The following is a 13,602-nucleotide window of genomic DNA, read 5'->3' on the forward strand; positions in this document are numbered from 1 at the left end:
TCCAGTTATTTAGAAGACGTTTTAAAATTAATAACATTAGCCACACTATTCGTTGTATCTGTCCAAAAAGAAAGTTGACTAAATCGCTCAAATAAGTCTGGGGGTAGGATACTTCTACGAGGTTTAAATTCTACCCGAGAACGGACAGTATGTAAACCTTCTGTTTTCAGCTTTCGATCAAATTCGGGTTCTTCATATTCGATACTTTCTAGATCATGATTAAAGGGTTCCTCTCCTAGAAACTGATAAATTAATGATAACGTTTGCTCAGGAGCGATCGTCAAAAATTCATAATCTAGCAATAGTAAACGATCAGCTTGTTCACTGTAAAACGCTTCTTTCAAAGCATTATAAGCAAAACCCACTAAGCGATTGCCTTGGCTTAAGGCTTCTGTGCGACTGTAAACCGTTGAAATTTCAGCCCGATTTCTAAACATTCTAGAAATTTCAAAAGTATTCCGCCGAACTAATCGTTCGAGAGAATCCATAACCCAGGCAACATTACGCACACAACAAATCACTTTCGCTTCTGGGAATAACTGACAAATCAGAGGTAACTTACTGCACCAAAGACGATTTGTATCAAAAATGACTTTATTTTCAGCAATTTGCTGTTGATAATAAGCAGAGAATATGCTCAGAATTAGATCTTGTCTTTGTTCAGGAGAAATGAACACGGAGAACTCATTCTCCTCGCTCATTGCATCCAGCATTCGGTTGACTAATCCTCCGACGGGCGATGTCATTCCAGCATGAAAGCGAGGATTTTGCCGAAGTAAAGCCGCTAGCACCGTTGAGCCAGCACGAGGTAAGCCAGAAATTAGATGAAAGGGACTAGATAAAGACACAGCCAGTGTATTCAACTCCTAGAGGCTTTGCAAGCAAAAGCCTATAATTTGCTTATTTTGATCTAAATACTAAACTGAGAAGGTCTCAAATTCAAGACATCATCAGTAGAAGCACTCAAAACACTTTTAACAAATTATACTTCGGTTTGATCCCAAATCCAGAATATCTTAGAAAAATCAAAACATCAACCTCTGCCGTGAAGTTTTACACAATCTTGACAATTGTGCCAATATTTTGACTAAATTTTGAAAATTTGCTGAGGATCATCATTGCTGGAGTTGAACATCTAGAAGAAGCAGGTGCAAATTGGGTCAGTTACTTCTTTAAGAGACTAACCCCTAGAACTTTGACGGGAGTTACCCCCATTCTTTGTCTCATAAATCAAACCTGAGATAGATTTTTTAGAGTCAAACATTTGTTAAAATTCTGTGGTATTCTGATTGAATTAGCAATGGTTAGTGATAATTCAATAGAAAAGACAAGTGCTGAAATGATTAAAAAGGCAAAATTATTAGAGCTGATTTACGGCAAAAATCGCGGTTTATTAGCAAGTAAGCTAGATTGTCAGGCAATTTTAGCAGCAATCGCTCAACTCGAAGATTATAATCCTTATCCTCAGCCTCTAGAAGTAGCCGAACTTTTGGATGGAAACTGGAAATTACTTTATACCAGTAGTCAAGAATTATTAGGAATTGATCGTTTTCCCTTCTATAATCTTAGCAATGTCTATCAATGTATACGAGTCCAAACAGGTAAAATATACAATATAGCGGAGTTGGTTGGTATTCCGTATTCAGAAGGTTTAGTGAGTGTAGTTGCTAAATTTGAATCGGTTTCCAATCGACGAGTTGAGGTTAAATTTAATCGGTTTGTCGTCGGTTTACAGCGTTTTTTGGGTTATCAATCTCCTAATCAGTTTATTAATGCAATTGAAACAGACAAAAAGTTTTTAGGAATTGATTTTACAATTAATCCAGAGACTCAACAAGGATGGTTGGATTTTACCTATCTAGATGATAATATGCGAATTGGACGAGGGAATGAAGGGAGTGTCTTTGTCCTGAGTAAAGTTCCCTAAATTGGTGATAAAGAGTTTGAAATAAAATCACTCTCTTAATTTTTTAGCCATCACAATCTTAACAGCGTAGACCAGTATGGTGCATCAAGATTCAATAGAAATTAGCACAACCGGAAATGGAGATATGCAAGATCTCACCCAAGCTGCTAATAAAATCGTTAAAAGTTCTGGTATTAAAACTGGAATGGTAAATCTTTTTAATATAGGTAGTACAGGTGCAATTGGAACAATTGAATTTGAACCCGGATTACAAAAAGATTTACCAGAAATTCTAAATCAATTAATTCCACCGAGTCAAGACTATGGTCACGAACAAACTTGGCATGATGGTAATGGACATTCTCACCTACAAGCCACTTGGCTTGGCCCTTCATTAACCGTTCCGATCAAACAAGGTCAGTTAGAGTTAGGAACCTGGCAACAAATTTTTCACTTAGAGTGTGATATTAAACCACGTCAACGTCGAATCATAGTCACTATTTATGGAGAAAAATAAACAGTTTCTTAGCGTCGCCTTGAGATGGATTGAGTTAAACCTTGATTGAGTTTAAAATCAATAAATGGGTTATGTTATGCTAAATCCGGTTCTCATACTCCTCTCATTTTCGGAGCCTAGATTATTTATGATAGAACGGGATTAGGTCAATTTCTATAAAGGGATTTTGACAACCGGACTTAGTATTAGATTTTATTGATCGGTAGAGGTATAAATATATAGACAATAAAAAGATTACATAACTCTTGCCAATTGTAAAAATCATGTTATAATAACAGAGGTTAACATTAGTTATTTAAAAATAAAATTTGATGTACTAACTGCAACTCAATTAAAAAACTCTTGCTCTACGATGTAGATTAACGGAGAAAACCAAGGACTAAGATTATGAAGTGTATAGTTCTAGAATGCTAATTTATAGACCAATAGACGTTCTTATTTTGTGATCTGTAATTCATTCAATTAAGCACCAAAGAAAAAGATGCTTGTTTCGGTTTCGGCAATTTAAGTTGACAGATTATGAAATATAGATTATATTTTTACCATAAATTTAAACTATGTTTAAATGTTTAAAATAAAATAAATGAACTTCTTTAAGAAGTATATATTAGACAGGATGTATCTATGAAAATCGCCTTAGTTCACGACTATCTAACTCAAAAAGGAGGAGCAGAACGGGTTTTTGAACTGCTTTGCCATGCTTTTCCAAAAGCAGATATTTTTACTTCATTATATGAACCTCAAGAAACAATTAATCTTGAAAATAGACTTGTATACACAACAGCTCTGCAAAATATTCCGGGAGCATCCAAAAATTTTAGACTGCTAGCACCATTTTATTATCGAGCTTTTCGAGCTTTAGACTTACAAGAGTACGACTTAATTATTAGTAGTAGCACTAGCTTTGCGAAAGCAGTGAGAAAGCGAATTGGAGCCAAGCATATCTGTTTTTGTCATAATGTTACTCGTTTTCTTTGGGATACGGAAACTTACTTAGACAAATATCAAAGATATCGAGCATTTTATCCATTTCTAGAGCAAGTCTTCCGAGCGATGAGAAAAGTTGATCATAAATATGCTCAGGAACCAGATGTTTATATTGCTAACTCGACAGAAGTTGCCAAGCGCATTCGGCAAATTTACAACAAAAATGCGATGGTCGTGAATTATCCTATCGATACCAATAAGTTTTTCTTTTCGAGTTCAAAACAAGATTATTTTCTTGTCGCATCTCGTTTCTTAGGATATAAGCGCATTGATATCACGATTAAAGCATTTAATAAATTAGGATTACCCTTGAAAATTATTGGTAGTGGTCCCGAAGAAGAATCGTTGAGATCTTTAGCAAAAGAGAATATTGAATTTTTAGGTTTTGTCAGTGATGAACAGCGCAAAGAATTAATGACAAATGCCCGTGCTGTAATTGTTTCTGCTCTAGAAGACTATGGTTTAGTTCCGGTAGAAGCAAATGCCAGTGGCACCCCTGTTATTGCCTATGGTGCAGGTGGTGTCTTAGATACTCAAATTCCTGAATATACAGGATTATTTTTTGAGGAACAAACATCAGAATCACTTTATGCAGCCCTAATTAAATTCCAGGAAATTCAATGGAATTATTCAGGAATTAGAGATCATGCGGTGAATAAATTTTCACAGACTGCATTTTTTAGTAAACTTGAACCCATCTTCAAACAGCTTTGTGGACAAAGAATTATAATTGAAGAACCCCAGTCCAAAATTGCTTAGGTAGAGGGTCATGACATCAAACTTTTCTGAGAACAATTCTGAAGCAGATTTAGGGTATGGTAAACTCTTAGAAATTATTCTGCGCCGACGCTTTTGGCTGCTGACTATATTTGTAACCGTTCTATCGATTGCCGTGGTTAAAACGAAGTGGTATACCGAACCAACTTATGAAAGTAAAATGCAGCTTTTAGTTCAGCCTAATTTTCCGGCTAAAACGACTTTAGAAGGAGAACAAGAAACTCTATCTTCGGAAGAAGATTATGCTACTCAATTGACACTGATGCGAAGTTCTCAGTTTACAGAAAAAGCAGCCAAATTACTACGACCAGAATATCCATTAATAGAAGGAGGAGACATTGAGAAAAATTTAACTTTATCTCAAATAGAAGAGGGAGACACTCAAACTCGAGTTTTTGAAGCAGTATACACCGATAATAATCCGATTAAAACTCAGGAAGTGTTAACAGCAATGCAGAAAGTCTATCAAGACTATAATATCAAACAAGATCAACTCCGTTTAGAGCAAGGGTTATCATTTATAAATGAAGGATTGCCGACTGCTCAAGAAAAATTACTTCAAGCTGAAGGATCTTTAGAAGCATTTCGGGAAAAAGAAAACCTTATTGATCCTGAAGAGCAAGCTAAAGCTGTCAGTGATGCACTGAACACTGTAGAAAAAGATTTGCTCGAAACCCGTATTCAATATCAAAGTGTTCAAGCCCGTTATGAAACCTTACAAGAGCAACTTGAACTGTCTCCCCAACAAGCAAAAATTACAGCTCGTTTAAGTGAATCTTCTCGTTATCAAGAATTATTAAATAAACTTCAACAAACAGAAATTCTTCTGGCTGAACAACGAACAATATTTACCGATGCTGATCCCGAAGTGCAAAAGTTACTGGAACAACGTCAAAGTTTACTGGCATTATTGAGACAAGAAATCATCCGAATTTTAGGGAGAATCCCAGCCGAACTTAATATAACAGCCGAAGATTTACTCAAAACTGGACAGCTCAGTGGTATCGATCAGGAGTTAGTTCGTCAACTCGCTGAAACTCAAACAGAATTGCAAACACTACAAGCTCGCCTGCAAAGTTTAGCGGTAAGTGAAGAAGAACTGCGAGCAAGATTGAATCAATTTCCAAGTGTAATTGCTAACTACAATCGATTACAGCCCGAAGTAGAAATTCAACGGATGACGATTGAGCAACTGTTAGAAAAAAGGCAAGAAATTAGTTTAGAAATTACTCGAGGAGGGTTCAATTGGCAAGTTGTAGAACCTCCTCAGTTAGGAAGACAAATTGCACCCAATCTGAAAAAAAATGTAGCTTTGGGCGGAGTAGTGGGATTATTCCTTGGAGGAATTGCTGCTTTCTTGCGAGAAAGTATGGATGATACAGTTCATAGTTCTGATGATTTAAAGGAAAAGGTTGCGATACCCTTATTAGGAATTGTGCCTAAAATTCCTCATGCTCAATCCAGCAGTTCAATTATAAATCTACCTTTCCGTAAATCTTCCACTCAAGATTCTGTAATTTTACGGACTATTTATTGGCTTCCATTTCGAGAATCCCTTGACTTGATTTACAAAAATATCCAACTGTTGAGTTCACCCAAAAAACCCAAATCTCTATTAGTGACTTCAGCACTAAACGGAGCCGGTAAATCGACTTTAGTTGTCGGATTAGCTATAAGCGCAGCTCGCTTACATCAGAGGGTTTTACTAATCGATGCAAACTTACGTTCTCCCGCACTCCACGAACAGCTCAATCTTTCTAATGAACAAGGATTATCAACTTTTTTATCAAATGAAGTTTCGATGCCCCACTTAAATCAAATTTCTGCTTTAGGTTTGAGTATTGACGTTTTAACCGGAGGGTCAATTACTGCTGATCCAGTCAAGCTTTTGAGTTCTCATAAAATGCGACAACTGATGACAATTTTTGAAAGAAATTATGATTTAATATTATTGGATACATCTCCGATTCTGGGAACAGTAGATGTCCTAGAAACGGCTTCATTTTGTGATGGAGTTGTTCTCGTCGAACGAATCGATCAAATTACTCAAACAGAACTTAATCAAGCAACTACAATGCTTAAAAAATTAAATGTTATTGGAATTGTCGCGAATGCTTCTAACAACACAAAAAGTAACCAAATAACGTATATCGAAAAAAATGGTCAACTCTCAAATTCAGTAACCCACTCAATCGTTAACTTGCGAGACTATAGCTAGTTTACCAAAATTTCATTGTTAATCTCCTAAAATATACAAGGATAGTTTTTGAATATGACTCTAACTCTAGAACTCAAAAAAAATTTCAAACATCTAGTTAAAAAGACCAGTATTTGGAAAGATAATTCTGTTATCTTTAAAGAATTTAAAAATTTTCGTAAAACTCTGACTCTAGCAATAATATTTACTTTCTTGGCAGCAGCCTTTGAAGGATTTGGAGTTGGATTTCTTTTAACATTTTTACAAAACCTTACTGAACCAGATGCAGAACCCATCCGTACAGGAATTGAATGGTTTGATATTTGGATACTGGGAGTAAATGCCACAACGATTGCGCGAATTTATCGAATATCTGCTCTGATATTACTAACAACATTAGCACGAACCAGTATGATGTATCTGAGTGATGTCTACGGTGGCTTGTCTCAGAGTTATCTGGGATATTATTTACGAGTTCGTATATTTGAACAACTTCAAGGACTAAGCTTAAGTTTTTTCAGCAAAACTCGTTCCGGAGAGTTAGTTAATAGTATTACCTCTGAAATTGGACAGTTAATGCAAGCTGTTCAACTTTTCTTTTTTATATTAGTAAGAAGTTCGGTTTTGATGGTATACATTATTTCGATGATGTTACTATCTTGGCAGTTAACTGTTCTTTCACTGATACTGTTTAGCTTGCTAACGGTCGGAGTTTCCACTCTTATTAAGAAGGTTAGAGAGATCAGTTTTGAAAAAACAAAAGCTAGAGGTTCCTATACTGCAACCGCAATCGAGTTTATTAATGGAATTAACACAGTTCAAGCATCTGCGGCGGAAGACTTCGAGCGTAAACGTTTCTACCAAACCAGTAAAAAACTCTTAGAAACAGAAAATGATACTGTTACCTATAGTGCTTCAGTGGTTCCGATTTCCGAAGCCGTAGCCACCCTGATTTTAGTGGGAATATTAATGTTATCTTTTGCTATTTTTATTCCAAACGATCAATTACAGATTTCTTCCTTACTCACATTTCTATTTATTCTATTTCGCTTAATGCCAATTACTCGTCAACTTAATAATGCTCGTACAAGGCTGAGTGGTTTTCAAGGTTCAATTGATAATATTAAAGAACTCCTGAGAACTGATGATAAACTTTATCTAAAAAATGGAACTCAGCCTTTCGTTAAATTACAAAAATCTATAGAGTTTCAATCGGTTAAGTTCGGTTATGATGAAAAAGATTTAGTCTTGAAGGGTATTAATTTAACATTTAATCGAGGAGAAACAACCGCATTGGTAGGTGCATCGGGAGCAGGAAAAACAACTATAGCAAGTCTAGTTCCTCGCTTTTATGATGTTACTCAAGGTCAAATCTTAATAGATGGAATAGATCTACGAGAATTTGATATTTACTCACTGCGTCGAAGAATTTCAGTGGTGAGTCAAGATACTTTTATATTTAATACTACCGTTCGAGATAATATAGCCTATGCTTTAGAAAATGTCGAAGAGGAAGCTGTTTTAGAAGCCGCTCGTTTTGCCAATGCTTTGGATTTTATTCAAGAACTCCCTCTCGGGTTAGATACAAAATTAGGAGATCGAGGTGTACGATTATCGGGAGGTCAACGACAACGAATTGCAATCGCCCGCGCCATTTTACGCGATCCAGATATTCTGATTCTGGATGAAGCAACCAGCGCTTTAGATTCAGTTTCAGAACGATTAATTCAAGAATCAATGGAAAAACTAGCCGTAGGTCGAACGGTAATTGCTATTGCTCATCGACTTTCAACCATTGTTAGAGCAGACAAAGTTGTAGTGCTTGAACAAGGACAAATTGTGGAAGAGGGAGGTTATCAAGAGTTGTTAGAACAGCGTGGAAAACTTTGGAAATATCATCAAATGCAGCACGATTTAAGTCAAGTTAGCTAAACAGGATGGAAAATAATCATGCAGAGTCCAGAGGTTAATTATCTAGCAGGTCGTCCAAATTCTAGGGGTATTCTCTATTATGCAAAAGGGGAACGGTGGATTAAAGAGGCATTGCAATCGGCTCAAAGTGTTAAGGCTGTCATGCCGAATATTAAAACTGCAATCGTATCCGATACACCACTTCCGAAAGAACTCTTTGATATCCAAATCAAAGCACCAAATGAGGTAGGAATCAAGCAATTAAAGATGTGGTCACTTCGCAAAACTCCTTTTGAAAATACTTTATATCTTGATACAGATACTTATATTGCTGATAGTATTTGGGAATTATTCGAGATGCTTAATCGGTTTGAGATCGCTCTTGCCGTTACCCCAAGATGGATGGTTAAACTGAAAAGAAATGGAGGCAATGTAGAAGAAAATGGTGTTCCTGTTTGCTTTCCTAACCTAAATACAGGAGTAATTGTGTATCAAAAGAACCAACGAATAGATAATTTCTTTTCTGACTGGGCAAAACTTCATAAAGATTGGGGAGAAAAACAGGATCAACCCCCATTTCGGAATACGCTTTACCATAGTGATATTCGCTTTGGTGTTCTGCCGTCAAACTACAACTATCGCTTGCCCTATCCTGATGGTATTTGGGGAAATGTCAAAATCTTTCATGGTCATGAGGAGAACTTGGCAAAAATATGCGAAAGAATTAATGATTCAGAAAATTGGCGTATAACTTCACCTAGATATTATCACAACAACTCGATTTTATACGGTAAATTTAGTTTGCGCCGGACTTTAAGGAGTACCTTAAGAAAAGGGTTGAGGCAACTCCAAAGAACTTTACAAGTTCATCAGGTATAATACCGTTAACTTTTTTTAATATCTCTAAGTGCAAACAATAAATTTAAAAACCATGCAGCTAAACACAGAACTCCAACTTCCTAGCTTTTCTATCGTATATGAAACCGAAAACCTATCCAGCGTTGAACTTGAAAATATTTATCGAAGTTTAGCTTCGATAGCTACTCAAGAGATTTCTCCGAGTCAGGCTAACGAGTTTTTAATTATAGATGGTGGTAACGCGCCCCCAGAAATTATCGAACAACTAAGTACAAAATATCCTTGGATTACCGTTAAACGAGAACCGGGAATTGGTTATCACGAAGCCAAACTTTTGGGAGCCGAACTAGCAACGGGTGAGATTGTGATTTATATGGATTCGGACTGCGAATATGAACCTCAATGGTTAAGCAGTATACTCACAACTTTATCGCAGAATTATGACATTGAGGTGATAGGTGGAGAAACAAGCACACCAGTTAGAAATCCCTACGAATTAGCTGTAGCAATGCACTATTTCTTTCCTCGGTTCACTTCCCAAAAAGAACCCTATATCTCAAATCACTACTTTTTGAATGGAGTGGCTTTTCGCCGGGAATTTTTACTGCAAAATCCTTTTCCCACTAATTTACCGCTCTATCGAAGTAATTGTGCATTACATACTTATTACCTGTGTGATCTTCAAGGAAAGCAAATTTGGAAACATCCTCAAGCACAAGCGACTCACGAACCTCCAACACCATCCTTCATTTTTTGGCGTTATTTACTGAAAGGACGTGATAAAGCTTTAAGAGAAGTAATCAAGCATCGATTGACAGAGAGTGTAGATATTACAGACTCCTCTCAACTCTCAGCCCATATCAACTTTACACCCGAGCAAAAAACACACGGTGTTAGCCAAACAATTTCTCAGATCAAGCCGTTCCGTCTTAAACAAATCCGTACTGTTTTGTCACAAAACTCACGCTACTTACTTTTTTTTCCATTGGCAGTCCCCATTGTCTTGTGGTTTGAGCTACTTTTTGTTTCGGGTCGTATTATCGCTTACTTTAAACCCGACCTTTTACTCAAACTTTACAAAGAAAAGGAGCTTCTCGAATGAAAAATATACAGACCAGAATCTTGTTTCATTTAGCCAATCACAAAACCTCAATGCCGAAAGGAACACTACATAAATTCGAGGTAGACCTTGAGATGGTATCAACTCGCATAAGAGCGCTAAAGTGGAAAAATGATGTCTCTTAAAACTCAAAACTTATCCGAATATTAAGCATTTTTTATCCAATATTATTTGGGCTTTTCCGGTCTTCCAGTCAATATTTTTAGACTTAAATCAGGGGTGTAAAAATGACAAATCTAGAAACATCGAAACCTTTGGTCAGCGTTCTCATTAACAACTATAACTACGGACACTTTCTCAATGATGCAATTGATAGTGCATTGAATCAAACTTATTCTAATATCGAAGTGATTGTTGTAGATGATGGTTCTACCGACAATTCCCGAGAAGTTATTGCAAGCTATGGAGATAAAATCGTTTCAATATTTCAAGAAAATCGGGGTCAAGGTTCCGCTTTTAATTCGGGTTGGAAAGCCTCTCAAGGTGAGATGATTTGTTTTTTAGACTCCGATGACACCTTTTACTCTGAGAAAGTAGAAGAATGTGTAAAGTTAATTTTGAGCCAACAGGAAATTAGTCCTTTAACTCTTGTATCTCATAATTTGGATGTTGTAGATCAATGCGGCAATTTTTTGAGTCGCATACAGACATCTAAACTCAACAATAAATATAAGGATTATTCTAATTTCTATCAGTTTGCTTGTAAATCTAAGTATGTACCTTTTGCTACTTCTACTACCAGCGGAAATGTGATCGCCAGAAAGCTTGCCGAACGCATTTTTCCAATTCCAGAGTTTGGCGTGCAGACATCAGCAGACGATTTTGTGGTTAAAACTGCACTCCTGTTAGGAAATGTATATGGTATTGATAAAAGTCTTGGTCAATATCGGATTCACGGTCAAAATAATTGGTCTGATGGTACAAGGAAAGTTCATGGCAAAGAGTTCTTAGTTTTGCGTGAGGAGTTTTTGAATATGAAACTAAAAGAAAACGGTATGAAACCCGTAATATCATTTCTAAACTCTATGGGATCGGCTGCCTATTATAAAATATACGGCTCTCCTATAGATTATCTGAAGTTGGGCTTCAAAGTTTTTGTCAATCAACCCGATTTCAGAACGTTTCAATTTTTTCAGAAAACAGCACAGGTAACGCAGAAAAATATGATTAAGAAAGTTTTTGGTATTAAGAAACCCTCTCTCTAAAACTTTGAACTTTAGTTCATCCAAATCATCCGGTTCGAGAAAAAATGTAAAAGTTCGATACAACATATAAAGAAGGAACAGTTTACCATGAATCAGAAAATTGATGTTTCGGTTATTATTCCCACATACAATCGAATTTATATGCTGGAAGAAGCACTTAAAAGTGTCTTGACTCAAGAGTTCGATGGGACGGTTGAAATTATTGTTGTTGATGACAATTCTTCGGACAAAACTTCGGAAATTATTGATCACAAATATCCGCAAATAAACTTGATTAGTCTCAAGCAAAATGGGGGAGCCGCCGCTGCCAGAAATCGGGGTTTATCAGTAGCTAAGGGAAAATACATTGCTTTTCTCGATTCCGATGATCTGTGGGAAAAAAATTATCTTCCAACTCAAATCTCAGCTTTAGAAGGTAAAGATAAGTGTTTCAGCGTTAGTAATATCGTGGTTTGGGATACTGTAAAAAATGAAAAACAGATTCAAGTTTTGCAGCCTAATTTAAAACAATACACCTCACCTCTTCATCATATGATGGTCGGGAATTTTATTCATACTTTTTCCTGCGTTATTTTTCCTCAGCAGGTACTACAAGAAGTTGGTTTATTAGATGAGAGAATTAGATACGGTCAAGATGCAGAGTTTTTTGCTCGATGTTTTATAGCTGATTATGTTCCTATACTGACAAATAAACCTTTAGTCATCCAACGTAAACATGATAAAGAACAGTTAACGGATCTAAAAAATCAACAAGATAGAATTAAAAATCGATTATTGAGCATTCAAAAAAATTATCCTTTAATTAAAGATAAAAGTAAATTAAACGTATCTCAAAATCGGCTTTATGCAGATTTGTATAAAAAGTATGCTCGAATGTATCTCAAACAGAATAACTTTAAGCAATGGTTTATTTGCTCAAAAAAAATTGCTAATTATACATTTCCAGGTTATGGTTTATATTATATGACCAGAACTCTACTCTCTTACATTAAAAAAAAGCTAACTCGGAAAATATGATAAAAATTTAGAGTTGAAATATTGATAAAATCTTTTCAAAAAGCTAAACCAAAGATGATAAATTAGATTTGAACTTGAAAATTCTCACAGAAAATGTCATGAACAAAGATTTTGATGTTTCAGTAATTATTCCGACATACAATCGCCTGACGATGTTAAAGGAAGCCTTAACCAGTATATTGTCTCAAGATTATCAGGAAAAGGTAGAAGTTATTGTTGTTGATGACAACTCAGGGGATGGAACTTCAGAATTTATAGCTCGAGAGTATCCCGATATACATTTAATTACCCTCAATGAAAACGTGGGATGTCCTGCCGCTCGAAATCTAGGTATTAATCAAGCGAAAGGACGATATATTGCATTTCTTGACTCGGACGACATTTGGAAAGCGAATTATTTATCCTCTCAAATTTTAGCCTTAGAAGGTCGAGAGCGAAGTTTCTGCGTGAGTACCGTTTTGCTTTGGGATACCGTTCAAGAGGAGAAAATTGTCAAGCTTCAAAAATATGATTTAGACAGATTTATCTCTCCAATTCATCAGCTTCTTGTTACATCAAGTTTTATCATTAGCCCTTCCTGTGTCGTCCTACAATCAGAGATGTTTGAGGAGGTGGGCTTATTCAACGAATCCTTCAGAGTTGGAGCAGACCGAGAATTTTACGCTCGCTGTTTCATACATAATTATCAGCCTGTTTTCACAGAACAACCACTCGTCGTTATACGAAAGCATAATCAGGGTCAAATGACCGACTTTAATGCCAGCAAGATAGAAGAAAGGAAACAATCAAGAATTGTCTACTTAGAACAACTTTATCCTCTGATGAAAAAGGAACAACAAGAACTTTTACCCTTAAACCGTCTCTACGCTGAAATTTACTCGACAGCCGCCCGGGAGTTTTTTAGGGAGAAGCATTATATACATTGGATAACTGCCTGGATAGATGTGGCAAAATACACGTCTTTGGGATACGCTCTCTTTAATATGATGCGTGACTTGCTGCGGTTTACTAAAGGCTATTTGCCGACCTCAGCTTTAACCACTATCAGAAAGTTTTTTTTATCCGATACCTTGTCTACATAAATCAGAAAAAAAAGTTTGTAACCTT

At 36.2% G+C, this 13,602-nt stretch carries 11 protein-coding genes; 10 read left to right on the top strand and 1 reads right to left on the bottom strand.

What is annotated here, in order from left to right; all coding sequences use genetic code 11:
* Window positions 1-5: 5 nt before the first annotated feature.
* The gene (locus L8106_RS17250) at window positions 6-848 is read right to left on the bottom strand and encodes a sulfotransferase (RefSeq protein ID WP_009785674.1); all 843 of its coding nucleotides are present in this window, start codon (window positions 846-848) and stop codon (window positions 6-8) included.
* Window positions 849-1,339: 491 nt separating this feature from the next.
* On the opposite strand from L8106_RS17250, the gene L8106_RS17255 reads away from it, so the two are divergent.
* The 10 genes from L8106_RS17255 to L8106_RS29760 all read left to right on the top strand — a co-directional run bounded on the left by L8106_RS17255 (window position 1,340) and on the right by L8106_RS29760 (window position 13,577).
* On the top strand, window positions 1,340-1,927 hold the full coding sequence (locus L8106_RS17255) for a PAP/fibrillin family protein (protein ID WP_039896592.1): 588 nt from the start codon (window positions 1,340-1,342) through the stop codon (window positions 1,925-1,927).
* Window positions 1,928-2,003: 76 nt separating this feature from the next.
* On the top strand, window positions 2,004-2,423 hold the full coding sequence (locus L8106_RS17260) for a secondary thiamine-phosphate synthase enzyme YjbQ (protein WP_009785676.1): 420 nt from the start codon (window positions 2,004-2,006) through the stop codon (window positions 2,421-2,423).
* A 624-nt stretch (window positions 2,424-3,047) separates the two neighbouring features.
* Window positions 3,048-4,169: a glycosyltransferase gene (locus tag L8106_RS17265; RefSeq protein ID WP_009785677.1), complete on the top strand. Its 1,122-nt coding sequence runs from the start codon at window positions 3,048-3,050 to the stop codon at window positions 4,167-4,169.
* A gap of 10 nt (window positions 4,170-4,179) precedes the next feature.
* Window positions 4,180-6,405, top strand: coding sequence for a polysaccharide biosynthesis tyrosine autokinase (locus L8106_RS17270; protein WP_009785678.1), 2,226 nt, complete (start codon window positions 4,180-4,182; stop codon window positions 6,403-6,405).
* Window positions 6,406-6,459: 54 nt separating this feature from the next.
* Window positions 6,460-8,316, top strand: a complete 1,857-nt coding sequence (hepA, locus tag L8106_RS17275) for a heterocyst formation ABC transporter subunit HepA (protein WP_009785679.1) — start codon at window positions 6,460-6,462, stop codon at window positions 8,314-8,316.
* A gap of 18 nt (window positions 8,317-8,334) precedes the next feature.
* Window positions 8,335-9,174, top strand: a complete 840-nt coding sequence (locus tag L8106_RS17280; protein WP_009785680.1) for a hypothetical protein — start codon at window positions 8,335-8,337, stop codon at window positions 9,172-9,174.
* 52 nt (window positions 9,175-9,226) lie between these two features.
* A complete protein-coding gene (locus L8106_RS17285; RefSeq protein ID WP_009785681.1) occupies window positions 9,227-10,255 on the top strand; it encodes a glycosyltransferase family 2 protein in 1,029 nt (342 codons plus the stop codon).
* A 245-nt stretch (window positions 10,256-10,500) separates the two neighbouring features.
* Window positions 10,501-11,478 (top strand): glycosyltransferase, encoded by a 978-nt coding sequence (locus L8106_RS17290; protein WP_009785683.1) that lies wholly within the window; start codon window positions 10,501-10,503, stop codon window positions 11,476-11,478.
* Window positions 11,479-11,565: 87 nt separating this feature from the next.
* Window positions 11,566-12,495: a glycosyltransferase family 2 protein gene (locus tag L8106_RS29755; RefSeq protein ID WP_009785684.1), complete on the top strand. Its 930-nt coding sequence runs from the start codon at window positions 11,566-11,568 to the stop codon at window positions 12,493-12,495.
* Window positions 12,496-12,593: 98 nt separating this feature from the next.
* The gene (locus tag L8106_RS29760; RefSeq protein WP_009785685.1) at window positions 12,594-13,577 is read left to right on the top strand and encodes a glycosyltransferase family 2 protein; all 984 of its coding nucleotides are present in this window, start codon (window positions 12,594-12,596) and stop codon (window positions 13,575-13,577) included.
* Window positions 13,578-13,602: the final 25 nt, after the last annotated feature.

The organism is Lyngbya sp. PCC 8106 (assembly GCF_000169095.1).
GTDB lineage: Bacteria > Cyanobacteriota > Cyanobacteriia > Cyanobacteriales > Microcoleaceae > Capilliphycus.

Coding starts and splice junctions, on each gene's coding strand:
- L8106_RS17290 (WP_009785683.1), top strand. CDS start 10,501: ATGACAAATCTAGAAACATCGAAACCTTTGGTCAGCGTTCTCATTAAC.
- hepA (WP_009785679.1), top strand. CDS start 6,460: ATGACTCTAACTCTAGAACTCAAAAAAAATTTCAAACATCTAGTTAAA.
- L8106_RS17265 (WP_009785677.1), top strand. CDS start 3,048: ATGAAAATCGCCTTAGTTCACGACTATCTAACTCAAAAAGGAGGAGCA.
- L8106_RS17270 (WP_009785678.1), top strand. CDS start 4,180: ATGACATCAAACTTTTCTGAGAACAATTCTGAAGCAGATTTAGGGTAT.
- L8106_RS29760 (WP_009785685.1), top strand. CDS start 12,594: ATGAACAAAGATTTTGATGTTTCAGTAATTATTCCGACATACAATCGC.
- L8106_RS17280 (WP_009785680.1), top strand. CDS start 8,335: ATGCAGAGTCCAGAGGTTAATTATCTAGCAGGTCGTCCAAATTCTAGG.
- L8106_RS17285 (WP_009785681.1), top strand. CDS start 9,227: ATGCAGCTAAACACAGAACTCCAACTTCCTAGCTTTTCTATCGTATAT.
- L8106_RS17260 (WP_009785676.1), top strand. CDS start 2,004: ATGGTGCATCAAGATTCAATAGAAATTAGCACAACCGGAAATGGAGAT.
- L8106_RS29755 (WP_009785684.1), top strand. CDS start 11,566: ATGAATCAGAAAATTGATGTTTCGGTTATTATTCCCACATACAATCGA.
- L8106_RS17255 (WP_039896592.1), top strand. CDS start 1,340: ATGATTAAAAAGGCAAAATTATTAGAGCTGATTTACGGCAAAAATCGC.